This window comes from Flavobacterium crocinum, assembly GCF_003122385.1.
Classification (GTDB): Bacteria; Bacteroidota; Bacteroidia; order Flavobacteriales; family Flavobacteriaceae; genus Flavobacterium; species Flavobacterium crocinum.
In genome coordinates, this window is sequence record NZ_CP029255.1 from 3,442,907 (window position 1) to 3,468,520 (window position 25,614).

The 25,614-nt window shown below is 35.1% G+C and carries 18 protein-coding genes; 16 read left to right on the plus strand and 2 right to left on the minus strand.

The genetic code is table 11. The features are described from left to right. Positions 1 to 9: 9 nt before the first annotated feature. Entirely contained in the window at positions 10 to 570 is a 561-nt protein-coding gene (locus HYN56_RS15450) for a GNAT family N-acetyltransferase (protein ID WP_109192997.1), read from the minus strand. Between the two features lie 446 nt (positions 571 to 1,016). Here HYN56_RS15450 and HYN56_RS15455 point away from each other — a divergent pair, with 446 nt between their 5' ends. The 5 genes from HYN56_RS15455 to HYN56_RS15475 all read left to right on the plus strand — a co-directional run bounded on the left by HYN56_RS15455 (position 1,017) and on the right by HYN56_RS15475 (position 5,953). Then, on the plus strand, positions 1,017 to 2,030 hold the full coding sequence (locus tag HYN56_RS15455; RefSeq protein WP_109192998.1) for a zinc-binding alcohol dehydrogenase family protein: 1,014 nt from the start codon (positions 1,017 to 1,019) through the stop codon (positions 2,028 to 2,030). A gap of 330 nt (positions 2,031 to 2,360) precedes the next feature. Continuing rightward, on the plus strand, positions 2,361 to 2,747 hold the full coding sequence (locus HYN56_RS15460) for a DoxX family protein (RefSeq protein WP_109192999.1): 387 nt from the start codon (positions 2,361 to 2,363) through the stop codon (positions 2,745 to 2,747). 312 nt (positions 2,748 to 3,059) lie between these two features. After that, positions 3,060 to 3,797: a CPBP family intramembrane glutamic endopeptidase gene (locus tag HYN56_RS15465; RefSeq protein WP_109193000.1), complete on the plus strand. Its 738-nt coding sequence runs from the start codon at positions 3,060 to 3,062 to the stop codon at positions 3,795 to 3,797. 279 nt (positions 3,798 to 4,076) lie between these two features. Continuing rightward, entirely contained in the window at positions 4,077 to 5,246 is a 1,170-nt protein-coding gene (locus HYN56_RS15470; RefSeq protein ID WP_109193001.1) for a sensor histidine kinase, read from the plus strand. Further along, positions 5,246 to 5,953: a LytR/AlgR family response regulator transcription factor gene (locus HYN56_RS15475; RefSeq protein ID WP_109193002.1), complete on the plus strand. Its 708-nt coding sequence runs from the start codon at positions 5,246 to 5,248 to the stop codon at positions 5,951 to 5,953. Before HYN56_RS15470 ends, HYN56_RS15475 begins: the two co-directional genes overlap by 1 nt. 288 nt (positions 5,954 to 6,241) lie before the next feature. Here the strand turns inward: HYN56_RS15475 and HYN56_RS15480 are convergent, their stop codons facing one another. Continuing rightward, entirely contained in the window at positions 6,242 to 10,168 is a 3,927-nt protein-coding gene (locus HYN56_RS15480; protein ID WP_109193003.1) for a hybrid sensor histidine kinase/response regulator transcription factor, read from the minus strand. A 392-nt stretch (positions 10,169 to 10,560) separates the two neighbouring features. Here HYN56_RS15480 and HYN56_RS15485 point away from each other — a divergent pair, with 392 nt between their 5' ends. The 11 genes from HYN56_RS15485 (at position 10,561) to HYN56_RS15535 (ending at position 25,579) form a co-directional block, all read left to right on the plus strand. Further along, complete coding sequence (locus HYN56_RS15485) at positions 10,561 to 13,566, plus strand: SusC/RagA family TonB-linked outer membrane protein (RefSeq protein ID WP_109194824.1); 3,006 nt, start codon at positions 10,561 to 10,563, stop codon at positions 13,564 to 13,566. Between the two features lie 16 nt (positions 13,567 to 13,582). Continuing rightward, positions 13,583 to 15,106 carry a RagB/SusD family nutrient uptake outer membrane protein gene (locus HYN56_RS15490; protein ID WP_109193004.1) on the plus strand — a complete coding sequence of 508 codons (1,524 nt, stop codon included), beginning with the start codon at positions 13,583 to 13,585 and terminating at the stop codon, positions 15,104 to 15,106. A gap of 82 nt (positions 15,107 to 15,188) precedes the next feature. Continuing rightward, positions 15,189 to 16,361 carry a glycoside hydrolase 5 family protein gene (locus HYN56_RS15495; RefSeq protein ID WP_109194825.1) on the plus strand — a complete coding sequence of 391 codons (1,173 nt, stop codon included), beginning with the start codon at positions 15,189 to 15,191 and terminating at the stop codon, positions 16,359 to 16,361. Between the two features lie 445 nt (positions 16,362 to 16,806). Continuing rightward, positions 16,807 to 17,781 (plus strand): IS110 family RNA-guided transposase, encoded by a 975-nt coding sequence (locus tag HYN56_RS15500; RefSeq protein ID WP_240622557.1) that lies wholly within the window; start codon positions 16,807 to 16,809, stop codon positions 17,779 to 17,781. A 165-nt stretch (positions 17,782 to 17,946) separates the two neighbouring features. Next, a complete protein-coding gene (locus HYN56_RS15505; RefSeq protein ID WP_109193005.1) occupies positions 17,947 to 18,987 on the plus strand; it encodes a glycoside hydrolase family 43 protein in 1,041 nt (346 codons plus the stop codon). Positions 18,988 to 19,261: 274 nt separating this feature from the next. After that, positions 19,262 to 21,076 (plus strand): glycoside hydrolase family 2 protein, encoded by a 1,815-nt coding sequence (locus HYN56_RS15510; RefSeq protein ID WP_109193006.1) that lies wholly within the window; start codon positions 19,262 to 19,264, stop codon positions 21,074 to 21,076. A gap of 93 nt (positions 21,077 to 21,169) precedes the next feature. Continuing rightward, positions 21,170 to 22,192 carry a glycoside hydrolase family 43 protein gene (locus tag HYN56_RS15515; RefSeq protein ID WP_109194826.1) on the plus strand — a complete coding sequence of 341 codons (1,023 nt, stop codon included), beginning with the start codon at positions 21,170 to 21,172 and terminating at the stop codon, positions 22,190 to 22,192. Between the two features lie 24 nt (positions 22,193 to 22,216). Continuing rightward, on the plus strand, positions 22,217 to 23,395 hold the full coding sequence (locus HYN56_RS15520; RefSeq protein ID WP_109193007.1) for an aldose epimerase family protein: 1,179 nt from the start codon (positions 22,217 to 22,219) through the stop codon (positions 23,393 to 23,395). A gap of 204 nt (positions 23,396 to 23,599) precedes the next feature. Beyond that, a complete protein-coding gene (locus tag HYN56_RS15525) occupies positions 23,600 to 24,583 on the plus strand; it encodes a glycoside hydrolase family 43 protein (RefSeq protein WP_109193008.1) in 984 nt (327 codons plus the stop codon). Positions 24,584 to 24,731: 148 nt separating this feature from the next. Further along, positions 24,732 to 25,145, plus strand: coding sequence for a 3-hydroxyacyl-ACP dehydratase FabZ family protein (locus HYN56_RS15530; RefSeq protein WP_091495036.1), 414 nt, complete (start codon positions 24,732 to 24,734; stop codon positions 25,143 to 25,145). An 8-nt stretch (positions 25,146 to 25,153) separates the two neighbouring features. Further along, positions 25,154 to 25,579, plus strand: a complete 426-nt coding sequence (locus HYN56_RS15535; RefSeq protein ID WP_109193009.1) for an MgtC/SapB family protein — start codon at positions 25,154 to 25,156, stop codon at positions 25,577 to 25,579. The last annotated feature ends 35 nt before the right edge of the window (positions 25,580 to 25,614 follow it).

The following is a 25,614-nucleotide window of genomic DNA, read 5'->3' on the forward strand; positions in this document are numbered from 1 at the left end:
AAAGCAGAATTATGAATTACCAATTTGAAGATGTTCCAGTTTTTTGCCAACCAGAGTTTTTTCGCCCACAATTTTAAATCCGAGTTTCAGATAAAGATTCTTTGCCAGCGGATTATCTTCTTCTACTAATAATCCTAAAGTTTGTTTGTTTTGATGTACATATTCATTAATGAGAAAAACCAGCAGTTTAGAACCAATTCCTTTTCCCTGATGATTTGGATTTACGCCTAATGAATCAATGTAAAATTCTCCCGCTCGTGTTTCAAACTCGGGATTAAATTCCGGATTATAATGTGCCCTGACATATTCTACAATTGGATTTCGTAAAGCTTCTATATCAGAACCATTGTAAATATTAACTGCTCCAATGATTTCGCTATTTTCCTCAGCCACAAAACAATTTTGATAAGAGTATTGATTGTTTTCTCTTTCGATGAAATATTCCAGAAAGTCTTTAGCGGAAGCGTAATCTTTCTTAGCCAAAAACTTATAGACAATATCTTCCATTGCTAATAATAATATAGGTGCAATATATTTGGAATCTGATTTTTTGGCTTTTCTGATATTCATATTTGGAAATTTTGATAAAACAAATTTAGAGTTTTATTTAAACACATAGAAGCTTAGCTTTCACCATTGCTGTTTTACTCTCAATCTTGTCATCCTGACGAAGGAAGGATCTTCGTAAGTAGCTCCACATAGTGAATCGCCAATCTTTGTAGAGTTTCTTGCGGAGATCCTTCCTTCGTCAGGATGACAAACTGTGCGGGTTTTGTGTGAAAATCTAGTTGGTTAATATATTTTTCACGCAGATTTTGCAGATTTCAGCAGATTAAAAAAAGATCTGCTAAAATCCTTTTAAATCTGCGTGAACCAAAAAAAACTTAGCCTCTCAGCAACTTAGCCTCTTAGTATCTTTGAAAAAAATATACAAATTTAGTCCCAATATATACCAACATTAAGACCGGGACAGCAATTATCTTTGTTACTATATTTTAAACCAAAATTTAAAAGAGATGAAAGCAATAGGATTTAAAACCTCATTATCTATAGAAGAAAAAGACAGTTTTATTGAATTTGAAACTGCGAAACCAATACCCGGAGCACACGATTTATTAGTGAAAATCGATGCCATTTCAGTAAATCCGGTTGATTTTAAAATTCGCCAGAGCGCTGCAAAAGATACCGTTTTGGAAACTCCGAAAATTATCGGCTGGGATGCAGTCGGAATCGTGCAGTCGGTAGGGGAGAAAGTCACTTTGTTTGAAGTAGGTGACTTGGTGTATTATGCCGGAGATATTACCAAACAAGGAAGTAATGCTGAATATCAGATTATTGACGAACGAATTGTCGGCAGAAAACCAAAATCATTGAGCGTTGAAGAATCGGCAGTAATTCCGTTAACGGCTTTAACTGCCTGGGAAATTTTGTTTGACCGAATCAGAATTAATGCAGAGAAAGACAAAGGAAAATCCATCTTAATTATTGGAGGTGCAGGCGGAGTAGGTTCGATTGCGATTCAGCTGGCGAAGAAAATCGCAGGATTAACGGTTATTGCAACTGCATCGCGCCCTGAAACTATTGATTGGTGTAAACAACAGGGAGCTGATTTTGTTGTAAATCATAAAGATTTAGTGACTTCGGTAAGAGAAGCAGGTTTCCAAAATGTTGATTTTATTCTGGATTTTGTTGATACCAATGCGTATTGGGATACAATGGTTGAACTGATTAAACCACAGGGACATATCGCTTCAATTACCGGAAGTGCTGAACCTGTTGTTTTAAATAAACTGAAAAGCAAAAGCGTTTCTTTTTCTTGGGAATTGATGTACACACGTTCCATGTACCAAACAGAAGATATGATTGAACAACATAATATTCTCAATATTGTTGCTGATTTGTTGGACGATGGTTTATTGAAAACGACCTTGAATTTAACGTTAGATGGACTTACAGCTAATAATCTAAAGAAAGCACATCAACTTTTAGAATCAGGAAAAACGATTGGAAAAATTGCTGTTAAATTCTAAAAAGTTCTCTTTTTAAGGTTTTCTATTTGTTGAAAAATGCATTGAATGTAATTTAAAACACATAGAAACATAGTCTTAGCAATTGTGTAAAGGCATTTTATTTGCATTAATACACATAGCAAACTATGTGTTAGAAACTAGTTTCTTTCTCTATCCTTTTTTTAGACAAACAAATAACTATGTTTCTATGTGTTTAAATATATTTTACATTCAATTAATTATTTAGAATAATTTTAAATAGTATTATTTGAATCACAACAATTTTTGTATTTTAGCCGAATTACAAGCCTAATTTGTATTTCATTTTTTTAAACCCAAAACAAAATTGTTATGATTTCAAAAAACACAGACCTTGGATTATTACTAATAAGAATCAGCATTGGAGGCTTAATGCTTTTCCACGGTATTGCAAAACTGATGCACGGAATTTCTTTCCTTGTAGACAATATGGGCGCATTTGGATATGCTGTTTATATTGGCGAAGTTTTAGCTCCAATTGCTATTTTACTAGGTTTCCGTACCAGAATTGCAGCGGTTCTTCTTGCTATTACCTGTATTGTAGCGATTGCAGTGGCACACGCTCAGGATATTTTTTCGATTAGCGAACACGGAGGATATGCTTTAGAATTATTAATGCTTTACTTTTTTGGTGCCGTTGCTCTGTTTTTTACAGGGGCAGGAAAATATGCTGTTTCTAAAAATAATAAATGGGACTAGTTTAATTCATTTTACAAATAACAAAAGCTCTAAATTTCGATTTAGAGCTTTTTTGTTTCAAGCGTGAAAAATTGTATTATAAAGATTTATACACAAAATTGAGAATCTTTGCGAACTTTAAAATAAAATGAACTACCTAAACCTTGCGTCCTTTGCGAAAATCTTTTGCGAACTTTGCGTTACAAAAAAGTAACTTCTATCGGATAAAATCACATTTTCACCGAGCAGATACTATGTTCTGCCGATCACAATTTTAATTAATATACTCCCGATATACTTTTGGTTCAAATTAAAACCTTAAAAATCAAAAATATGTCACCATTATCACCGCTTATCTGGATTTTAGTTATTTCGCCACTTTTAGTATTGGCCCATTTTAAAACCGAAAAATCAAACCTTAAATACGTTGCTTTTTTTATTCTTTATTTTCTTGGCGATATATATTTACAGCAATACGGAAAGATATTATTACCGCTCGAATCGCTTGGTTTAAAGTTCAATTGGTCGGGAAAAATCCTGAGTTTAGTTTTAGGTTTGATTATTATCTTTTCAGTTTCCAAAGAAGAAAGAATTAATATTGGATTTACATCTAAAACCAATTCAAAAGCACGATTAAAGTTTGGATTACTGTTTTTTCTGGGATTTACCTTATTTGATGTTATTTTTAAAATGATCTTATTTCCAAAAGGCGAATCGTTCGATTTAGAAACTTTCCTTTTTCAGGCTACAATGCCAGGATTAACAGAAGAAATTGCTTTTAGAGGAATTTTGTTATGGCTTTTAAACAAAGCTTTTGCACCAAAATGGAATTATCGCGGAATCGAATTCGGCTGGTCGTTTGTTATTGTAACTGTTTTATTTGGAGTAGGACACGGAATGGTTTTAGACCAGGATTTGCATTTAAAGTTTGACCTTGTCACGATCATTTATCTTACACTGATTTCGTCTTTAAGCGTAGGTGTTTTGAGATGTTTTTCAGGGAATCTGATTTATTCTATTTTGGGGCATAACGCCATTAATTTGATCAACGCTTTAATTAGAATTTTATAATTTTTGTGTGGATCATTTTTAAACACATAGAAACATAGTCATTTGTTTGTCTAAAAAAGAATAGAGAAAGAAACTAGTTTTTCACACATAGATGCACTTAAAGATAATGAAGCTTTGTCAAAGTTTAAAACTTTGACAAAGCTCTGTACGCAATACTATGTGTATTTTAAACAAGTGAAACGCTTTTAACCTAAAAGAAAACTATGTTTCTATGTGTTTAATATTATACCAACAAGAAAAAAATAAATTATATTTGAAACTGCTTTACAATTGTACTACATGCCAAATACCACAACTGCCTCGGGCTATTTTTTAGATAAAGTAGCGTCCTTAAACTTTGATCAGTTTTTGACCAAAAGAAATCGGGTTTTACTGCACATTTTAATGTGGCTTGGATTTTCTGTTTTACTGTTTTTGAGTTATGTAATCGGTTATCATTTGGTGTATTTTGATGCTCTTTTACTTACTGTCAGAATGGCTTTGGTCAATATTATTGTTTTTTATATGCTGTTTTATCTTTTGCTTCCAAAGATTTTCTCGGGAAGCAAAACCAGAATTATAGTGTTTTTAATATTGGTTTTTCCGATTTCGATTTTTGTATGGATGGCTTCTACGTACTTTATTTCCCTTTTGTATTATGCTTTGGGACTTGAAGTTGATTTTGGAGAATTAAAAGGCGTTATCAAAATGAGTGCAGAACAGACTTTTCTTGAAGCTGTTTCTTTAAAAAGAATGCTTTCGCAGACAATCATTATTATTTCATTGCTTTCTCCTTTTTGTTTTGCTAAAATTTTGGTTGAAATTGTAAAACTGTACCACAAGAAATTTCAGGTAGAGAAAGAAAAGATGGCATTGGAAATTCAGAATATTCAAATGGAAAAAGATTTTCTAAAGGCACAGTTAAACCCGCATTTTTTATTCAATACACTAAATAATCTTTATGGTTTGACGGTTAGAAAAGACAATCTCGCTCCGGAAATTATTCTGAACCTTTCGGATATTATGAGTTATACTTTGTATGAATCGAATACTGAAATCGTTCGTTTAGAAAAAGAGCTGGATTTTATTAAAAATTACATCGCATTAGAAAAAATGCGTTATGCTGATGAAGCCAATATTCAGGTTGATATTGAAGGAGAAAATCAAACTGCAGGACTTTTTATCGCACCGTTATTGACTTTTACTTTCATAGAAAATGCCTTTAAGTACGGATTAAAAAGTACTCAAAATGCTTTTGTGAAACTCGATATTAAAATTAAAAACAACACCTTTTGGTTCAGTTTAGAGAATGATTTTGATGAAAGTTTCACAACGGATAATTTCGGCGGAATAGGAGTAGAGAACGCTCGTAAACGTTTGGAATTATTGTACCCAAATCAATATGAATTAGAAATTAAAAGACTGGAAAAATCCTTTAAAGTCGATCTAAAAATAGTTTTAAGAAAGTAATGGAAAAGTTGAAATGCATAATCGTTGATGACGAACCAATTGCAAGAGATATTATCGAATCTTTTATTGCCGAAGTTCCGTTTTTAGAATTAAAAGCTTCTTTTGGAGAACCTGCAAAAGCTTTAATGTACTTGCACGAAAATACAATTGATATTGTGTTTAGCGATATTGAAATGCCTAAATTCACTGGTTTAGAACTGGTACAATCACTTACGAATCCACCTGTGATTATTTTTATAACGGCGCACCGCAATTTTGCTTTAGAAGGATTTGAAACAGGCGCATCAGATTATCTTTTAAAACCCGTTCGTTTTGATCGTTTTTTGAAAGCGGTAAATCGTGCCAAAGAATATCTTTCGCTAAAGAAAACGACTTCTGTACACCAAATCAATCCAGACCGTATTTTTATTAAATCGGAAGGAAAACTGATTAAGATTTTATTAAATGAAATCCTTTATGTAGAAGCGCAGGGCGATTATCTGAAATTTGTTATTAACGGAGGATCTTACACTACTTTAGGAACACTTAAATCAATGGAAGAGGTATTGAAACTCCCAATGTTCTTTCGCGTTCAACGTTCTTTTATTCTAAATCTGGAAGCGGTCAGAAGCTTAAATGGAAATATGATTGAATTGATTGATGGTAAAAATATTTCTGTGGCTTTGAATAAAAAGGAGGAATTGTATTTGTTGTTGGGAATTAGATAATTTTTTTTAACCGCAATCCCGATAACTATCGGGAGCAAAGGATTTTAGCAAAGAAACGCAGGTTTTTTGAGTTATATTTTATTTTAAAGGTTACGGAGAGGTAACTAAAAAGTCCTATTTTCAAACATAGCCCGCGGTTTCAACCGCGTGGACGTCCAGCATTACGTTGTGTGATATGCGTTGTGTTCCTGCGGTTGAAACCGCAGGCTATATTTATAAAAGACTCTCGAATTAGTCAATTGATCAATTACTCTCATTATCTAATTTTCTAATTGACACATTATCCCATTATCTATTCGTTTGAATATAATCCGATGGCGACATATTAAAATGCTTTTGGAAATTTCGACCAAAACTCGTTTGTGATTTGTAACCTACCATTTCTGCTATTTCGTACATTTTATAATTTTCATTCAATAATAATTCCGCGGCACGTTTTAAGCGTACGATATTGATGAGTTCGTTCGGACTTAGATTCGTGATATCTTTGATTTTTCGGTATAAGGTCGAACGGCTCATATTCATGATTTCGGCAAGCGATTCTACACTCAAATCCTGATCGGTAATGTTTTTCAGGATTTCGTCGTCGAGTTTTTTCAGGAATTTTTCATCCGTTTTATTGTGTGCGATGCTTTTAATGTGTGAAAGCGGTGAACTTGCATAATAATTCATAATCTGTCTTCGGTTTTCGATCAGATTATTGGCCTGCACTTTTAAGTAATCCATAGAAAATGGTTTCGCGATATAAGCATCGGCACCCACTTCAAGTCCGTCAATTTGTGATTTCAGTGAGTTTTTAGCCGTCAATAAAATAACCGGAATATGACTCGTTTCCAGATTGGTTTTGATGGTTTTACACATCGTAATTCCGTCCATAACGGGCATCGAAACATCGGAAATTACGAGTTGAATGTTTTCGTTATGAATAATTTTTAGTGCTTCTTCGCCGTTTTCAGCCTTTAAAATAGCGTAAGTTCCAGCCAATTCAGTAGTAATAAAACTCAAAAGATCTTCATTATCTTCTACAACTAAAATCTGTGCTTTTTCGTTTTTGACTTCAACAGTCTCTTTTGGGATTTCGGTTTCTTCTTCCTCTTTTTTAGAATAGGCATAAAGCATAAATTCCTGTTCCTGATGTAAGGGAACGGTCAATTCAAAAATGTTATAATCTAAATCTTCAACTAATTTCAAATTTCCGTTATGCAATTGTGCCAGCGAATGCGCTAGCGAAAGCCCAATTCCAGTTCCCGAAGCTGTACTGCTGTCATCCACTCTAAAGAAAGGCTCGAAAATTTTATCTTTTAAATGAATCGGAATCACATTTCCGTCATTTTTTACAATTAGAGTCAGTTTCTTTTCATCTCGAAACAAAGAAATGATGACTTTTTCGTTTGAGTATTTGATAGCATTATTGATGAGATTGCTCAAAATCTTTTTGAAAGCTTCTTTGTCTACAAAAGCAAAAATATCTTTTTCGCCCAATTCCAATTCAAACTGAAGTCCCCGTTCTTCAATTAACTGACTGAATCTTAGATGAAAATTTCGAACCATCGACGAAATATTGGCCTCGACAAAAGTCAGTTTCAATCCGCCAATTTCCGATTTCCTAAAATCAAGTAATTCGTTAACCAATTTCAATAAGCGGGAAGTATTTTTTTTCATAATCGAAAGATGCTGAGGTACTTCTTTCGATTCGTATTCCATGCCTAAAAGTTTTTCTAAAGGTCCTTTTATTAAAGTCAAAGGCGTTCTGATCTCATGTGCTACATTCGTAAAAAAATCAATTTTAGCCTGATAGATTTCTTTTTCTTTTTCGTCATTCAGATGTTTGATTTTGCGATTATTCTTAATCTGAGTCAGATTTTGAGAATAACGAATGATGTAATAAAACCCGGCACAGATTAATATGAAATAAAGAATATAAGCCAAAGTACTGGCATAAAACGGCGGTAGAATCGTGATTTTCAATTTTACTTCTTTGCTCCAAACGCCAAAACTATTCAGCGATTTCACTTTAAAAACATAATCGCCAGGCGCCAGTTCTGTAAAGAAAACTTTATTGTTTCTACCCAAATAAACCCAGTCATTATTGACATTTTCCAGCTGATACCAATATTCGGTCAATTCGGGAGCAGTATAATTTAGTGAAGCAAACTCTAGATTAAAAGACGACTGACTGTTATTTAGCTTTAATTCATCAAGAAACGAAATAGACTGTTCAATAGGCGAGTCGGGACTATTTACTTCAATGTCCTTATTGTTAATTTGAAGATTCGTGATGTATATAAAAGGAGTGTATTTGTTCTTTGTAAAATGCTTCGGATTAAAACTGATCATTCCGTTGAGGTTTCCAAAATACATATCGCCGTTTGCATCTTTAAAAGCCGAATTGTAATTGAACTGATCGCTCAATAAACCATTTGCAGTGGTAAAAATCTTGATAGTTTTATGGTCCGGGCCAAATTTTACTAAACCTTTAGAAGTTGTCAGCCATAAATTCTTAGCATCGTCTTCTAAAATGGAATAGAAAACGTTGCTCGGCATTCCGTTTTTGGTGGTAAACTTGGTAAAAGTATGTTTTTTACGATCCACCAGATTTAAACCGTTTTCAGTCGCAATCCATAAATTTTTGGAACTGTCTTCAAAAATAGCATTCATGGTATTGTTGCTGATTCCGTTTGGATTTTTATAATCATACGTAAAAACCTCTTTCTTTTTGGTCTTCGGATTATAAAACAATAAACCATCGCGATAACTTCCTGCCCAAAGATTACCGTCGCTGTCTTCTTTAAAATTGGTATAATGAAAAGTTTCAGGGAAGAATTTCAGGATTTCAAAATTATCGGCCTGTTCATTATATCGGTAAAGGCCAGATGTAGTCACGACAATCAGATCGTTATTTTTCATTTCATAAAAAGAAAAAATAAAGTTGCTGTGCAGACCGCTTCCGTCATTAGCACTGTAATGTTTCAAAACTCTGCCGGAATTTCGATCCAAAACATCTAAACCATGCTCAAAAGTTCCGATCCAGATTTTGTCTTTTCTGGGCATTAAAGCATGAATATTATAATAAGAAACCGGATAAAAAGTAAATTGCTGTGTTTTTGGATTAAAGCGATTTACGCCCGCATCTTCTGTTCCAATCCATAAATCGCCATGATCGTCTTTATGAATTTCCCTGACAGCGCTTCCACTAATGGAATTTTGGCCTTTCTGCGGAAAGTATTTTTTAAACTGTGTATATTGTTTTTGATGATAATTGACACCGCCAAAATAAGTTCCAATCCAAACGCCGTTTTCCTTATCAATCAGAATAGAGTAGGCCGCATTATCTGAAATTGCGTATGGATCGTTGTAATTCTTTTTAAGATTTACAGCCGTTTTTGTTTTTAAATTGTAAACATAAACCCCGGATTCGCTGGCAATCCAAAGTTCATCATTTCCTCTTTTCTTAAACTGACGTACAAAAACGGGATCTTTAATATCAAATTTTAACTCGTTTGTTGTTTTGTCTTTTCGATTGTAAATCAGAACACCGTCATCCTGTGTTCCAATTACGATGTTTTCCGGATCAACAGCATAAATTACCGTAATTCTGAAATTAGCTTTATTGGCAGGAGGAATGAGTGTGATATTTTCAAAAGAATGATTTTCTTCTGAATAATGATAGATTTTATTTAAGGAAGAAGCCCAGATTTCGCCTTTGTAATCTCTCGTAATAGAAGTAGAAACAAAATATTTGTTCGGATTAAAAGTGGTCGTTTCTTTACTATTTGGTGCATATCGATACAAAATGTTGCCGGAAATGAACCAAATGTTGCCTTTTTGATCGTGATTGATATCATTGATACGATCATTAATAGCCTCATTTAGTATAGAATAGCGATCCTGCTTTTTATCATAATGGTACAAACCTTTATCAGTCCCAACCCAAATCGTACCATTATTTTCATGAAGAGACTGAATATAATTGCTCCCAAGGCTGTGAATCGGATCTCCGTTACTTCTGTACGTTTTAAAGCGATACCCATCAAAACGGTTTAAACCATCTTTAGTTCCAAACCACATAAAACCGTCATCATCTTGTAATGAGGTTAGTACAGTATTGTTAGAAAGTCCTTCTTCGACCTGAAAATGTTTAAAATAATATTCCTGAGCATTCGAAAAATGTATCGAAAAAATGCTCAAAAATAAAAAAAGAAAGAATTTACGCATAAGGTTGTTTTTTAGACTAAAATCAATGTTTCTGCATATCGTCTCAATATTCTACAAAATGTTGCAAGGCTTGTTAATATTGACCTTTTTTGTACAATTTGAATCATTTGCGAGAGATATTGACACAAATGAAGCATTTTATTTTGAATAAAAAGCGCCTAATTTGAATTTTCAAATAAACGATATTGATAAAATTTTAAGGTTAAAAATATACTATCAATAAAATAAAGTTTGAAAAACCTAACCATTAACAATTTTGAAACAAAATGAACAATTTATTACGAGAAGACAATATTGATTCTTTACTTGTTCGGCTTCCGGACGATTAAAAAAACAATATTTCATCAACCAAACCACAAAAAGAAATAAAACTATCTAAAATGCAAAAATCAATGAAAACAAAGCTCACTCACTTTTTAACGAAGAGATATTACCTCTTAGTTTTCTTTAGTTTATTACTGCAGCCCGCTTTTGCCCAACAGATTACTGTTACGGGAAAAGTAACAGCCGCATCGGGAGAATCGATTCCTTTTGCAAATGTTTTAATAAAAGGAACACAAAATGGTACCGCTACAGATTTTGACGGAAGCTTCAAAATTGCAGTCGGCGGGAATCAAACATTAGTTTTCAGCTCGCAAGGCTACAAAACGACAGAAGTTGCAGTTAACAATAGAACTTCAATCAATATTACTTTAGAAGAAGATGCCATGAAACTCAACGAGATTGTTGTGGTAGGTTATGGATCTCAGCAAAAGAAAGACCTTACCGGAGCTGTTTCCTTGGTTAAACCGGAAGAAATTCAAAAACGTCAGGTTACTACAGTGGCAGACGGATTGCAAGGTTTAGTTACAGGGGTTAAAGTTCGCGGTGGCGGACGTCCCGGGCAGGAAGCGAATATAGAGATTCGTGGACTTAAAAATCTTCAAAGTACTAATCCGCTTTATGTAATTGATGGATTAGTTACTACTGCCAACAGAGATTTTAACCCAAATGATATTGAAAGTATTCAGGTTTTAAAAGATGCTTCGGCAGCCGCTATCTACGGTTCAAGAGCTGCAAATGGTGTAATTATTATTACTACTAAAAAAGGGAAAAAAGGACCGCTGCAAGTTGAAGTTTCTGCAAAAAGCAGTTTTCAAATCATGCCTCGTTACGATTTAATGGGAACGGAGGAGTTTGCCAAATGGAACAATATGGCGTATGATAACGCTGGATTACCAAGACAGAACTTAAACATGGCAGTAAATACGGATTGGCAGGATGCTACATTCAGAACTGGAATGATTCAGGACTATAACGCTAGTTTTTCTGGAGGAAACGAAAATTCTACTTTCTTTATGTCTGGAAATTATTTTGGAAATGAGGGAACTGTTGTGGGAACCGATTTTGACAGAATTTCATTCCGTGTCAATTCAAGCGGTACAAAGGGAATTTTCAGTATTGGAGAAAATTTAGCGATCAGTAATTCTAAAACAGATGAAATGTCTGGAAACCCAATTATTGATGTTTATAGAATGACGCCTACAATTCCGCTTTACGATCCTTCAAATCCAGGAGGATATGGTTACGGGAAACAAGGTGTTGCAGACACTTTTGGTACAAATCCTTTGGCAATTGCTGACTTTGCTAACACTACAAACGAAAACTTCAGAATTAGAGGAAACATCTGGTCTGAATTAAAATTTGCTCCTTGGCTGAAATATCGTTTCAATTTTGGTTACGAGACCAGTTTTGATTCTTATAAATTCATGAGAAAAGTTGGGAACTGGACTTTAAACCAACCGATCGATCCATCTCAGACAGATCAGAATAAAGGAAGATCACAGACTACATTGTTCGAAAATACTTTGACTTTCAAAAAAGAATTTGGAAAACATGATGTAACAGTTTTAGTTGGTCAGACTTTTCAAAAGGACAGGTACGATCAGATTTATGGAACAAAGAGAAATCTCCCAATGAATTCCGGAACTGGACAGTATTATGAAGTTTTAAATCAGGGAGATTCGCCGGTAGTTGGTGGTTTTATCAACGAAGCTGCTCTTGCATCTTATTTAGGAAGAATTGAATATAACTATGACAATCGCTATTTATTAAATGCTGTTTTAAGACGTGACGGATCATCAAGATTTAGTGATGCAAATAAATGGGGTAATTTTCCTTCTGTTTCAGCAGGATGGAGAGTAAGCAACGAATCTTTCTTTAAATCTGAATTCATTAAAGATTTAAAATTGAGAGCGAGTTATGGAGAATTAGGTTCTGGAAATATTGGGTACTATGAGTACAAAAGCTTCGTAAACAATTTTGGAGCTATTGTGTTAGGTAACGATCAGAATTTGTTTTCTTCTGCTGCTCAGGTGAAATTATCGAATTCACAGCTGCGTTGGGAAAAATTAAAACAAACCAATTTTGGATTAGATTTAGCGGTTTTAAATAATGATTTACGTTTTACAGCTGATTATTTTATTGCCAGGACAGATGATGTATTGTTTGGTTTCCCAATTTTATTGACAACAGGAAATGATGGCGGAAATCCAATTTCTAATGCCGCAACTGTGGAAAATAAAGGTCTTGAATTGGAATTGGCTTACAGCAAAAAAATCAACGATTTTTCTTTTAATGCTTCAATCAACTTTACCAAAGTAAATAACAAACTGGTTTCGTTAGGAAATGGTCAAAATGAAAACATTTCCGGAAACACTATCACAAGAGCAGGAATGCCAGTAGGAATGTGGTATGTATTGCAGACAGATGGATTATTTCAAAACCAGCAGGAGATTGATAATTACAAAAATGCTAATGGTCAGGTGATTATGCCAAATGCTGTTCCTGGAGATATTCGTTTTAAGGATGTAAATGGAGACGGGCAAATTACAAGTACAGATAAAGCTATTGTGGGAAGTCCGTGGCCGGAATTTGAAATGGGTTTAAATGCAGGAGCAGAATACAAAGGTTTTGACTTTTCTATGAACTGGATCGCTTCACACGGTGCAACGGTTTACAATGGATTTAGAAGTGTTGTCGACAGATTTGATGATAACAGTAATTATAGAGCTGGTATTCAGCCTTGGACACCAGAAAATCCTAATACCGATTTTCCTAGAGTAACAAAAGGTTCTACACTAAATTCAAGAGGAGACAGTGATCGTTTCTTAGAAAACGGAGATTTTATCAGATTAAAATACATCGGATTTGGATATAATTTGCCTGAAAGTGTCTTAAAGAATTCAGGTATTACAAGAGCGAGATTGACGTTATCAGCGCAAAACATTCTTACCATTACAAAATACAAAGGTTTAGATCCTGAATTTACAAATGGTAATATTTTCGAAAGAGGTGTAGATAATGGTGCTTTCCCAAATCTTAAAACGTACTCACTTGGTGTTGATTTTAGCTTTTAATTAAAAAAATAGCATAATGAAAAAAATAATTATACTAACCGCAGCTTTTCTAGGTCTTGTTTTTACTGCTTGTGAAAACGAACTAGACCTGAACAGCCCTAATGATATAACAGTTGACCAATATTGGAAAACTGAAAGTGATGCACAAGCTGGTGTAAACTCCATTTATGCCATGTTTTACAAAGATGGTCTTTGGGCAAGATGGATGTATTTTCGTTTAGACCTGACTTCTGATGAAGGTTATAGTGTGAGTCCGTGGACGGAATTGGCAGACTGGACGAGATTCAATTATATCAATTATAATTTTTGGGAAGGAAATGCTGTAACATGGAGAGACAGCTATAAAGCGATTTTTAGATGCAACCAAGTTTTAGCGAATGTTCCAAATATCACTTTCCAAAATGAAGATGATAAAAAGAAAATCATTGCTCAGGCTAAGTTTTTCAGAGCCTTACATTACTATTATTTAGCAGTGATCTGGGAAGATGTTCCATTGGTTTTAGATCCTTCCACACCAGCAGATTTGCCACAGCAAAAAAAGGTGGATGAAATCTGGGCTCAGGTTGAAAAAGATTTAAATGAGTCTTTTGAAGATTTACCAGCAAAATGGGGAGCAGATCAGACAGGAAGACCTGATAAAGGAGCCGCAAAAGCATTTTTAGCAAAATTATACATGCAACAAAGAAAATGGTCTGATGCGAAAACAGCTCTTGAATATTTAATAACAGGCCCTGGAGCAAGATACAGTTTGGTGGCTAACTACAGAGACAATTTTACAGACGTTAATGAAAACAACAGCGAATCTGTTTTTGAAATCCAGTTTGGAGATCAAAGAAAAGGAGGAACTGACGAAGCACAAAATGCAGCAGTTTCCAGTAACCGTTGTCAGTTTTTTGCGCCAAGAGGAATTGGATGGTCTGATGGACAAGCTCGTTTTTGGTTAGTAAATGCTTTCAAAGAAGAAAAAAATAAAGATGGCAATCTGGACATTCGTTTGAGATGGACATTGTACTACCCGCAGTTATTGGCTGATTTTGGAGACAAAACCTATAACAGAAACTGGGAATGGAACAATAATGAAGCCTGGTTCAGAAAAGGAAGCCGTGATTATTACAGAGATAATGAAGACTACTACAGCCAGGTAAATTACAGATTGGTTCGTTATGGTGATATTTTATTGCGCTATGCCGAAGTTTTAAACGAATTAGGAAGTACTGCCGAAGCTTATCAATATGTTGATCAGGTAAGAGCTCGTGTAAATATGAATCCTTTAGCAACAGCGCATCCTGAAATTGGAAATGATCATGACAAGTTTCTGGAGCGTTTGAAAATGGAAAGAGTTTTAGAATTATGTGGAGAGAGTGTTCGCTGGGAAGATCTAAAACGTTGGGGAGATTTAAATACTCAGGCTGCTGTTGATAAAATTGCGCTTCGTGATTCAGATTTTAAAAACTTCAAAGTGGGGAAAAATCACAGAATGCCAATTCCGCAAAGCGATGTAGATAATAATCCAAATCTGGAGCAAAACTCAGGATATTAAAAAAGAATTTTTGAGGGAATCAGATTCGAAAGTCTGATTCCCTTATCATAAAGAACGATTGTTCAAAAAAAACAAAATTGTAATGAAGAAAGTAAAATTGGGTCTGACAGTATTGTTGGCAGGATTGGTATTGCTAAGCTGCAACAACAAAAAGAATACTTCTGAAGAAAGTAAAAAAGAAACCACTTCGGTTGAAAAAAGAGAAATCTGGACAAAAGATCAGGCCAATAAATGGTATGCAGAACAGCCTTGGTTGGTTGGGGCAAATTATTCTCCCAGCACAGCTATAAATCAGTTAGAGATGTGGCAGGAAGGTACTTTTGATCCCAAAAGAATTGACCAGGAGTTAGGCTGGGCAGAAAATTTAGGCATGAATGTTATGCGTGTCTATCTGCACGACTTATTGCATGAACAAGATGCAGAAGGGCTTTATAAACGTATGGACCAATTTTTAGAAATTGCAGATAAACATCATATCAAAACGCTTTTCGTATTATTTGATTCCTGCTGGGATCCGTTTCCTGTTTTAGGAAAACAAAGAGCTCCAAAACCGCACACGCACAATTCGGGCTGGGTGCAGGCTCCGGGACAAAAAGCGCTTCAGGATAAAACTCAATATCCTCGTTTAGAGAAATATGTAAAAGAAACGGTAGCTCATTTTAAAGATGACAACCGTATTTTAGGCTGGGATGTGTGGAATGAGCCGGATAATATGACAGGGCCTTCGTATGAAAAAGTAGAAATCAAAAACAAAGTCGATTTGATTCTGCCACTTTTAAAAGATGTTTTTGCCTGGGCGAGAGAAAGCAATCCGTCACAGCCATTAACTTCAGGAGTTTGGGTTGGAGACTGGAGCGACGAAGCTAAAATGAAACCAATGCACAAAATGCAGATTGAGCAGTCGGATATTGTTTCTTTCCACAATTACGATAAACCAGCAGATTTTGAAAGAGTGGTAAAACAATTACAGCGTTACGGAAAACCATTGATTTGTACAGAATACATGGCTAGACCAAACGGAAGCACCTTCGAAGGATTTTTACCATTGGCTAGAAAATACAATGTCGGTATGATCAACTGGGGATTTGTTGATGGAAAAACACAAACCAAATACGCTTGGGACAGCTGGACAAAAACATACACAGCAGAACCAAAATTATGGTTTCACGATGTTTTGCATACAGACGGAACGCCATATATTCAAGCAGAAACAGATTTGATTAAGAAAATGACTGCTGAGGCGAATAAAAAATAGTTTTAAGCCACAGATTGCACAGATTAAAAGGATTAAGTCCGTGTTAAAAAAATCAAACACATATAAACATAGATTTTGAAATTATTAAAAAGAATGTAAAAGAAACTAGTTTCTACACATAGTTCTCGCGTATTTTGTCATTCCGAGGAACGAGGAATCTCCGCAAGTAACTCCGTAGCGAATTTCCAATCTTTGTCGAATCCCTAGTGTGATTTCTCGTTCCTCCTTTAGATTTGTTTTTTGAAATTTAAGTAGATTTATGATTGAGAAAGGAAGCAAAAGTAAACTATTCGTTCCTCTGAGCTTGAGACTCATATCCTGATTAAGACTTTAGCTTCCCTTTCATCAAAGACTCAGATAGAAATTTGGGCTTGAGACCCGTTATTAAGGAGTTGAGCTTATGATGAATTTCTCAAATCATTTGTTGAATCGTAAAAACAAAGTTATGAAAAACATTATTATCGGAATTGATATCAGCAAAAAGACTTTAGATATCTGCGTAAAAGAAGAGGCTATTAATTATTTTACTATTGAAAATGAAATTAATGACATTACTCGTTTTTTTAAAAGATATGCTAAAGAAAATGTAATTCTGGCAATGGAAAATACAGGCAGATACAACTGGAATATCTTTGAAGCATTGGAAAAATTTAACTTTAAGGTTTATGTTATATCAGCTCTGCATATCAAAAAAAGCATTGGTCTTGTCAGAGGGAAAAATGATAAAATCGATGCACTGCGTATCTGCAGTTTCATTGAGAAAAATTATCAGGAGAACAGAGAATGGAAGCCGAGCTCCTCTTCTATAAAAAAAATAAAAATACTATTGACAGAAAGAGCTTTAAGAATAAAAATCAAAAAACAGCTTATGGTTCAGCAGCATGACTACAAATTAATGAAAGGTATTGGGCTGGATAAAGAGTTAAAAAACTTAAACATCAAACTTATTAAAAGTATTGAGGCACAAATTATGATTATTGAAAATGATATTGAAGCTATAATCCTAAAGAATGAAAATCTAAACCACCAGCAGAAATTGATAAAATCTGTTCCTGGAGTGGGTCAAGTTTTATCTTGGACATTATTATCTAAAACAGAAGGTTTTACAGTTATAACTGATCCAAGAAAAATGGCATGCTACAGCGGAGTTGTGCCTTTTGATTTTCAATCTGGAACATCATTAAAAAAAAGGCCCGGAGTATCAATGCTTGCTGATAAAAACCTAAAGACTGTTTTACACATGGCCGCAATGAGTGCAATTAGACTTGATAATGACTTAAGAAAATATTACATCCGAAAAGTTGATGAAGGAAAAAACAAAATGAGTGTTTTAAACGCTGTGAGAAACAAAATAATTCATCGAGTTTTTGCGGTAATAAAAAATCAAACCTCTTATCAAAAAGATTTGGTTTTATCATAGAAATCGGAATGACAAGATTGTGAAAACTATGTTTATTAATGCAAGTGAAACGCCTTTACGGGCAAAGTAAATCTATATTTCTATGTGTTTAAATTTTAAGCACAAAGATTAAATCATTTCTAATCCTTTTAATCTGTGGCAAAAACATTTTAAATTTTTAGCAACATGAAAAAAAATACAATAAAAAAGCTTTTCCTGACGATGGCAATTGTTGTTGGGTTTTCAGCAAATGCCCAACAACCAGACCCACCTGGACAAGTTAAAGGAAACGAAAAACCAAAAAACGAAGCCTATTTGTTTGCTCACATGACGCATAACGATTACGGCAGATTGTATTATTCTGTAAGTTTGGATGGATTGCATTGGGAAAACCTAAACAATGGAAAACGCGTTTTTGAAGAATACAAAGGACATCCTGATATCTGCAAAGGCCCAGACGGAAAATATTACATCGCAGGAAATACAGGGGACGATGCGAAAAGCATCAATATCTGGGTTTCGGATGATTTAATTACCTGGAAAAAACATTCCGATTATACGCCTGATTTAAAAAGCACGCCGGATTATTCGAATGCTTTACAACGAATTGGAGCGCCAAAATTATATTACGACAAAGATTCTCAAAAGTTCCTTATGACATGGCATACACCACATTTGGAAGGAACCAAAGAAGATGGTGAACGTTATTGGGCAAGTCAGCGAACATTGTATGTTTTGTCTAAAGATTTAAAAACTTTCGAGGGGCCACCAAACCGTTTATTTGATTGGGATATGGGAACCATCGATGTTTTTATTCGTAAAGTCGGCGATTCCTACTACGCCGTAATTAAAGATGAAACGTATCCAACTTTGTATTGGACAACAGGTAAAACTATTAGAATTGCCAAATCCAAAAATCTTTTAGGACCTTATTCTTTGCCCCAGCAATCTATCAGTCCAAACTTCAGAGAAGCGCCAATGTTGATTCCTTCTCCTGATGATAAAATATGGTATATGTATTACGAACAATATCCGGGAGTTTCGTACGGATTATCTATCGCAGATAACCTAAACGGACCTTGGTTTCAAGCCTCAGGCTACACTTTTTTCTCGGATTGGGACAAATACAGCCTCCCGGAAAAAGTGCGCCACGGCTGCATGATTACAATCTCTAAAAAAGAATACGACAGTTTGGTGAAGAAATTCGGCCTTACGAAGAAGTTATAAGTTATAAGTTAAGGGTTAAGAGTTAGAGGTTGGGTGAGATAATTTATTCTTTTTTCATTAAAAAAAAGAATAACAATTTTTAGTTGGCGTATAACGCATAACGCATAACGCATAACGCATAACAAATAACTCTTAACTCAAAAATACGGTTAGTTAAGTTAGTTTAGTTCAGTAATTATCGGGCTTATGTGGAGATGAGCCCGGTAATTCATTTTCAAATTAGAAAACACTACGGCATCATTTTCAATTGAAAAGTGTCTAAAATATATACAGCATGAAAAGAAAAAGTATCGTTTTTATAGCCTTATTATCTGTTTTGATGGTAAACGCGCAATGGAAACCACAAGGCGATAAAATCAAAACGAAATGGGCAGAGCAGGTTGACCCGAATAAAACGCTGCCAGAATATCCCCGTCCGATTATGGAGCGAAACCAATGGAGGAATCTGAATGGTTTGTGGAATTACAGCATTCAGGAATTTGGCAAAACAGCGCCTTCAAAATATGACGGGCAAATTTTGGTTCCGTTTGCGGCTGAATCAAGCCTTTCTGGGGTAATGAAAGAAGTTGGTTCTAAAAATGAACTTTGGTACGGAACCAGTTTTTCTATAGAATCGGGTTGGAATGGCAAAAACATTCTTTTGCATTTTGGCGCTGTGGACTGGAAAACAGAAGTTTTTGTGAATGATGTAAAAGTCGGTTCGCATACTGGAGGTTATACGCCGTTTTCATTTGACATTACACCATTTATTCAGAAAGGAAAAAATCAAAAATTAGTTGTGAAAGTTTGGGATCCATCAAATGACGGGCCTCAGCCAAGAGGAAAACAGGTTAAAAATCCGGAAGGAATCTGGTACACTCCTGTTACCGGAATCTGGCAGACAGTTTGGATTGAGCCTGTAAATGCTAAAAATATTACGGAATTAAAAACAACTCCAAATATCGATCAAAATACCATCAGTATTAAAGCTGAGGTTAGCGGAGCAGAAAAAGGAGATTTAGTAGAAATTTCTGTTTTTGATAACGGAAAAGAAATTGCCAAAGAAAAAGCGGTTGTGGGCGAAAGTAATGATATTGTTTTGAATGCACCAAAATTATGGTCGCCGGAAAATCCGTTTTTGTATCAGACTAAAATTCGTTTAATCAGCAAAAATAAGATTGTCGATGAGGTAAAAAGTTACTTCGCAATGCGAAAAATTTCATCTAAAAGAGATGAAAACGGAATCATGAGAATGCAGCTAAACAACAAAGATTATTTCCAGTTCGGACCTTTAGACCAAGGCTGGTGGCCTGACGGATTATATACAGCGCCAACCGATGAAGCTTTGAAATATGATATTGTTAAAACCAAAGAATTAGGTTTTAATATGATTCGCAAACATGTAAAAGTAGAGCCGGAACGCTGGTACACCCATTGTGATCAGTTGGGAATTTTGGTTTGGCAGGATATGCCAAGCGGAGACGATCAGCCGGTTTGGCAGAATAGAAAGTATTTTGAAGGAACAGAATTACAGCGTTCAGCAAAGTCCGAAGAAATCTACAGAAAAGAATGGAGAGAGATTATGGGTCATTTGTATTCTTATCCAAGTATTGTGGTTTGGGTTCCGTTTAACGAAGCCTGGGGACAATTTAAAACCGTTGAAATAACAGAATGGACAAAGAATCATGATCCAAGCCGTTTGATAAATTCGGCGAGTGGAGGAAATCATTTCCAAACTGGAGATATTTTGGATTTGCATAATTATCCGGGACCAGAAATGTATTTGTATGATGCCAGAAGAGTTACGGTGCTGGGAGAATACGGCGGAATCGGTTTGCCGCTTGAAGGGCATCTTTGGAGAGCAAATGACAATTGGGGTTACATCAAATTTAAAAATGCAGGTGAAGTTACCGCCGAATACATAAAGTACGCGGAAATGCTTCGAAAATACGTTAAAACGGGATTCTCGGCGGCAGTCTACACTCAAACAACCGATGTTGAAGGCGAAGTAAACGGTTTTATGACTTACGATCGTAAAGTTGACAAAATGGATTTCAAGGCTGTAAATAAAGTCAATACAGAAGTTATAAATGCTTTGAATCAAAAATGATTTTTCCCTCTCGCAGATTTGGCAGATTTAGCGGATAAAATAATCTGCACGATCTGCCAAATCTGCGGGAAAAATTCAAATAAAAAAACTAAAATGAAAAAATACCTATTTCTTTTCCTGTTCACGACAATAAGTTTTGCGCAGCAAAAAACATTTACAAACCCAATACTGCCATCGGGAGCAGATCCTTACAGTACATACTATAAGGGCTATTATTACTACACTAATACCTTGGGAAATAAACTCGTTTTATGGAAAACAAAAGACTTGTCGGATATTAAAAATGCCGAAAGCAAAGTAATTTGGACGCCACCAAAAAATACGAATTACTCAGCAGAAATCTGGGCTCCGGAGTTTCATGTCATTAACGGGAAATGGTATTGTTATTTTGCGGCAGATAATGGCGATAACAACAATCACAGGATGTATGTTCTGGAAAACAAGTCTTCAGATCCGTTTAAAGGAAATTTTGAATTTAAAGGCAAAATCGCAGCCAAAACCGATAAATGGGCAATTGACGGAAATGTTTTTGAATATAAAAAACAATTGTACATGATTTGGGCAGGCTGGGAAGGGGACACCAACGGCCAGCAGAATATTTACATTGCTAAGATGAAAAATCCGCTGGAAATTGACGGTGACCGAGTTATGATTTCTACACCAACATTTGGCTGGGAAACGCACGGTGCTTTGCATGATGATGTGAATCCGCCTCAGGTAAATGTGAACGAAGGTCCGCAGTTTTTAGAAAGAAATGGTAAAATTTTCATTGTATTTTCTGCAAGCGGATGTTGGACAGATTTCTACGCTTTGGGATTATTAACGTTTAATGACGGAGATAATTTATTAGATCCAAATTCCTGGAAAAAATCACCTGAGCCCATCTTCAGGCAATCAGAGAAGAATAAAGTTTATGCACCGGGACATAATTCATTTTTTAAATCTCCGGACGGAAAAGAAGACTGGATTTTATATCACGCCAATTCCAATTCGGGAGAAGGTTGCGGCAATAAAAGATCGCCAAGAATGCAGAAAATAAGCTGGGATGCCAATGGTTTTCCGGTTTTAGGGGAACCGGTAAGCGCAGAAACAAAACTGGCAATTCCGTCAAAGTAATAGCAACCTTTTAAAATTCGATAAATGAAAAATATTCAGATTGCTGCAGTTGCAATACTAGCACTTTTGCAATTCAATTGTAAAGACAATAAAAAAGAAAATCCATTTTCAAAAGAAACCTCTGAAATTACCACAGATTCAGTTAAAACAGTTTTAGAAACTAAAAATTTTGACACCATAATCGATGGTAAAAAAGTCGGTTTATACTGGATCGAAAACAAAGGAATAAAAGCGGCTTTTACCAACTATGGCGGGCGATTGGTAGGTTTATGGGTTAATGATAAAAACGGAAAACCAACTGATGTCGTGGTTGGAATGAATAGTGTAAAAGGCTTTAAAACGTCAACTGAGCCTTATTTTGGCGCTACAATCGGAAGAGTAGGCAACAGAGTTGCATTAGGGAGGTTTACACTGGAAGGAAAGCAATATCAAATTCCGTTAAACAATGGAAAAAATGCGTTACACGGCGGTGTGAAGGGATTTCAGGATGTAGTTTGGAATGCCGAAAAGACAAACGAAAATACTTTGGTTTTTACTTATGTTTCGCCAGACGGTGAGCAGGGTTTTCCCGGAAATTTAAATGTAAAAGTAACTTATACGCTTACAGACGATAATGCCGTAAGAATGGAATACGAAGCGACAACGGATAAAACTACCATTGTGAACTTAACCAATCATGCCTTTTTTAACTTAAACGGAGAAGGAAGCGGCACAATTTTAAATCACGAATTGCAGATTTACGGAGATAAATTTACACCAGTTGACGAAGGTTTAATTCCGAGCGGAGAACTAAAATTGGTAAAAAATACTCCTTTTGATTTTACTGCTAAGCATACAATTGGTGAAAGAATAGAAACTAAAGACGAACAATTGAAATTTGGGAAAGGCTATGATCATAATTATGTCCTTAACTCTAATAAAAAGAACGGATTTGTTCACGCCGCAACAATTAAAGGAGATATTTCAGGTGTTACTTTAGATGTTTATACAAAAGAGCCTGGACTACAGTTTTATAGCGGAAATTTCATGCAGTGTAAAAACATCTTTAAATCAGGTGCTAAAGACGACTTTAGAACTGCCTTTGCTCTTGAAACACAGCATTTTCCAGATGCTCCAAATCAACCGAAATTCCCTCAAATCACATTGAAAGCAGGAGAGAAGTATCATACGGTATCTTTGTATCAATTTTCATCTCAAAAGTGATAATTTGGGAGTTAAAATTCAGGAGTTAAAAACCTTTTTTAAAGGAAAATTTTAGAACTCCTTTTTTCGAAATGAAATACATTTTTTTTTGGGATAAAATGTTAATTTTTGTGTGAATTTCTATTATAGAGGTTTTCTATAGTTAACTATTAACTAATTGATTTTTAGTTTTTAAATTAAATTAATTAAATAAAAAGTTTAATAATGATAATGAAAAAATATTTTAGCTTATTTGCACTGCTTTGTGTCTTTGTTTGTTGTTCTCAGGAGAAAGAAACAAGCAAAAAAGCAGGTTCAAAAGAGTCTCCGATTCTGTTAGCAGATCCGACTATTTTTTTCGATAACGGAATTTATTATTTGTACGGAACCACAACCGGAGAAACCCCGTTAAACGGAGAAGGATTTTTGGTCTACACTTCAACCGATTTAAAAAAATGGAAAGGTCTCGTTGGTGCACAAAATGGTTTGGCGTTGAAAAAAGGAGATGCTTTTGGAACTAAAGGTTTTTGGGCGCCACAGGTTTTTAAATACAACAATAAATTCTATATGATTTACACTGCCGATGAAAATATTGCTATAGCAAGCAGTGAAAATCCGTTAGGGCCATTTAAAAGCGATTTAAAGGCTCCAATGTTTGATTTGGGGAATCAGATCGATCCGTTTGTTTTCGTTGATCAGGACGGCAAAAAATACCTTTATCACGTGCGTTTGATTAATGGTAATCGAATCTTTGTTGCAGAATTGAAAGATGACCTGTCAGGAATTAAAGAAGAGACACTAAAAGAATGTATTTCCGGTATGCTCCCTTGGGAAAATACTCAGAATGTATCCTGGCCAGTTACAGAAGGCCCCACGGTACTAAAACACAACGATTTGTATTACATGATTTATTCAGCAAACGATTTTAGAAATCCGGATTATGCAGTAGGTTATGCAACTGCGAAAAGTCCTTATGGTCCTTGGGAGAAAGCAGCAGATAGTCCAATCATTAGTAAAAAAGACGTTGGAATAAATGGAGTAGGTCACGGTGATGTTTTTTATGATAAAAATGGAAAAATGAAATATGTTTTGCATACTCATTTTAGCAATAATGGTGTTTCTCCAAGAAAAGCAGGAATTATCGATATTGATTTTGAAGGAACTAAAATCAAAGCAAACGCTAAAAGTTTTGTTTTGCTGCAAGAATAAAAGCTTTGTGATTTTAGTAGTTAATAACGCGAAAAGAGATGCCAAAAGCATCTCTTTTTTATTGCAGAACAAAGGGTTTTAAAAGAGATCTCATTTTAAGTATTGTCTATCTCGGCTCAGATTCGTACATTGTTCAAAAATAAAAATCATGAGTCAGAAGATAGAAGATTTAATTCCGCACAGAGCCCCATTCTTGTTTGTGGATGAAATTATCTCGTATACAACCGAAACAATCGTTGGTTTAAAGACGTTTACAGAAAAAGATGTCTGGCTTCAGGGAAGCTTTCCCGAATTTAGTTTTGTTCCGGGAACTATTTTAATTGAGGCTATGGCGCAAGTCGGCGGTGCGGGAGTGAAGCTTTTGGGTGTTGCCGACGGTGTTTTTGGTTTAGTAAGCTTAGATAACGTTGAGTTTTTTGCCGGAGTTGAATTCAAAAAACTGGTAAAATTTGTGGTAAAAAATATTCGCTTAAGCGAGAAAATTATCAAACAGGCAGGAGAAGCTTTTGTTGATGATAAATTGGTTCTAAAAGGCGAATGGTTGTGTGTTAAACTTCAATAAGTAGAAAATTGAGTACGATCGAATTCATAACAAGACTTGTAGTAGCTGCAATTGCGGGCTTAATAATTGGTTTTGAAAGACAATGGCATCACAAAGAAACGGGATTAAAAACCAATACACTTGTAGCCATTGGTGCAGCTGCTTTTGTACTGCTTTCAATCAAAGTTGCAGAAACTGAAGCGAATATTGACGTTACCCGTATTACTGCTCAGGTGGTAATGGGAGTTGGATTTTTAGGTGCGGGAGTTATCTTTCGCGAAGGCGATAATGTACACGGACTAAATTCGGCGGCTACAATATGGTGCAGTGCTGCAATTGGAAGTATTGCGGCTTCAGGTTATTTTCTGGAAGCTTTAATTTGTACATTGTTGGTAATAGCAATTAATACCATTATAGAACCTATTGAAAATTGGCTGAAAAACAGAAAAGGTTAGATTTTTTAAAATCTCAATACTGAAATTCCAAATTC

Coding starts and splice junctions, on each gene's coding strand:
- HYN56_RS15470 (WP_109193001.1), top strand. CDS start 4,077: ATGCCAAATACCACAACTGCCTCGGGCTATTTTTTAGATAAAGTAGCG.
- HYN56_RS15490 (WP_109193004.1), top strand. CDS start 13,583: ATGAAAAAAATAATTATACTAACCGCAGCTTTTCTAGGTCTTGTTTTT.
- HYN56_RS15525 (WP_109193008.1), top strand. CDS start 23,600: ATGATAATGAAAAAATATTTTAGCTTATTTGCACTGCTTTGTGTCTTT.
- HYN56_RS15530 (WP_091495036.1), top strand. CDS start 24,732: ATGAGTCAGAAGATAGAAGATTTAATTCCGCACAGAGCCCCATTCTTG.
- HYN56_RS15510 (WP_109193006.1), top strand. CDS start 19,262: ATGAAAAGAAAAAGTATCGTTTTTATAGCCTTATTATCTGTTTTGATG.
- HYN56_RS15460 (WP_109192999.1), top strand. CDS start 2,361: ATGATTTCAAAAAACACAGACCTTGGATTATTACTAATAAGAATCAGC.
- HYN56_RS15495 (WP_109194825.1), top strand. CDS start 15,189: ATGAAGAAAGTAAAATTGGGTCTGACAGTATTGTTGGCAGGATTGGTA.
- HYN56_RS15480 (WP_109193003.1), bottom strand. CDS start 10,168: ATGCGTAAATTCTTTCTTTTTTTATTTTTGAGCATTTTTTCGATACAT.
- HYN56_RS15520 (WP_109193007.1), top strand. CDS start 22,217: ATGAAAAATATTCAGATTGCTGCAGTTGCAATACTAGCACTTTTGCAA.
- HYN56_RS15475 (WP_109193002.1), top strand. CDS start 5,246: ATGGAAAAGTTGAAATGCATAATCGTTGATGACGAACCAATTGCAAGA.
- HYN56_RS15465 (WP_109193000.1), top strand. CDS start 3,060: ATGTCACCATTATCACCGCTTATCTGGATTTTAGTTATTTCGCCACTT.
- HYN56_RS15450 (WP_109192997.1), bottom strand. CDS start 570: ATGAATATCAGAAAAGCCAAAAAATCAGATTCCAAATATATTGCACCT.
- HYN56_RS15505 (WP_109193005.1), top strand. CDS start 17,947: ATGAAAAAAAATACAATAAAAAAGCTTTTCCTGACGATGGCAATTGTT.
- HYN56_RS15485 (WP_109194824.1), top strand. CDS start 10,561: ATGAAAACAAAGCTCACTCACTTTTTAACGAAGAGATATTACCTCTTA.
- HYN56_RS15500 (WP_240622557.1), top strand. CDS start 16,807: ATGAAAAACATTATTATCGGAATTGATATCAGCAAAAAGACTTTAGAT.
- HYN56_RS15455 (WP_109192998.1), top strand. CDS start 1,017: ATGAAAGCAATAGGATTTAAAACCTCATTATCTATAGAAGAAAAAGAC.
- HYN56_RS15515 (WP_109194826.1), top strand. CDS start 21,170: ATGAAAAAATACCTATTTCTTTTCCTGTTCACGACAATAAGTTTTGCG.